Source organism: Nocardiopsis sp. N85 (genome assembly GCF_028882275.1).
Taxonomy (GTDB): Bacteria; Actinomycetota; Actinomycetes; order Streptosporangiales; family Streptosporangiaceae; genus Nocardiopsis; species Nocardiopsis lambiniae.
In genome coordinates this window covers 1-1,137 of record NZ_JARBUT010000045.1, presented here as the reverse complement: position 1 = coordinate 1,137, position 1,137 = coordinate 1, and the positions used below count along the sequence as shown (strand labels likewise).

The following is a 1,137-nucleotide window of genomic DNA, read 5'->3' as shown; positions in this document are numbered from 1 at the left end:
AGGGTTCTGGCAGGCGTTGGAGCGGGCCAGACACTAGCGCCGTGTGCGAGTGCGGAAGGTGGACGACCGAGGGGGCGCGACGTTTCCTGCACCGTGACCTCACGCCCTACGTTCGGGACCTGCTCTGGGAGTTGCTGCGGATCCGTTTCCGGATCCGGGCCGACCTGGGGCTGCCCGAGGACGATCTGGACCGCCGCCTCGACGAGGAGTGAGTTTCCCGACGTGTCGCCCGGTGCGTGTGCGACACGCCTGCGACGAAGGTGATCCAGGCCGCTCCGGGGCTGTGCCAGAGCACGGCTGGCCGGGTGGGCGGCGCGGGGACTGGCGGGCGTCCGACTGGGCGGGCTCGGGCGCGAACCGCTCCGCAGGAGTCTTGGGCTTGCCACGATCGACCTCCGAAGGGCCGTCCGGACACCCCGCCCGGGCCCGCTCCGGACCTCCGGCGATGCCGTTCGACGTGCCCCGATGCAGCCCCATACCACGCCCTCGGGGCATGTTCGACGGCCGTCGAAGAATATGAGAAAACAGCGACACGTCATTATCCCGTGGTGGTTCCTAGCGGCTGACCCCAGCTGTAATCTCTTGTCCAACCCCGAGCCCTTGGGGCGGCCCCTCATCTGCTGTGGACAAGACGGGGCAAAAGAAAGCGTCCCATCCTCCTTGCCCGAGGACGGGACGCCACAACGATCCTGTGCTGGGATCTGATGGAGACGAGACTATGGCATCGGAGCCGAATTCGTCGAGCTGCATCCATGTTTCTGGCGTGTCCGCTGGGGAGCACGCCTGTGGGATGGCACGACACCTCATTCCCCCGCCCACCATCAACGGTGATAACAACCGAGTTGTCTACAACATCGCAGGTCAGAGCCTGGAATCCTCCGTGCAGGATGCTCAGCCTTCCTACGCGGAAGCTACTCCTCCGCAGTGGTGGGAAGCCATCGTGAAGGTGTTGTCCTTCCTTGGGTCACTGTTCAAGTTCTCACCGAACAGCTGATCCGCTAACGCAGTGAGAAGTGCAGCGTCCCTTGCTTATGCGAGCAAGGGACGCTGTTGTAGGAGTCGACCCGGACTACTCCTACGTCGGCCGCGGCATCGACCTGGGCCAGCTCGACCCGGCCCTGGCCAAGTTCGACCTGG

At 64.9% G+C, this 1,137-nt stretch carries 1 pseudogene; it reads left to right on the top strand.

The features are described from left to right. Nucleotides 1–212 (top strand): annotated as a pseudogene (locus PWG71_RS28605) (hypothetical protein); the annotation flags it as partial. Between the last annotated feature and the right edge of the window lie 925 nt (nucleotides 213–1,137).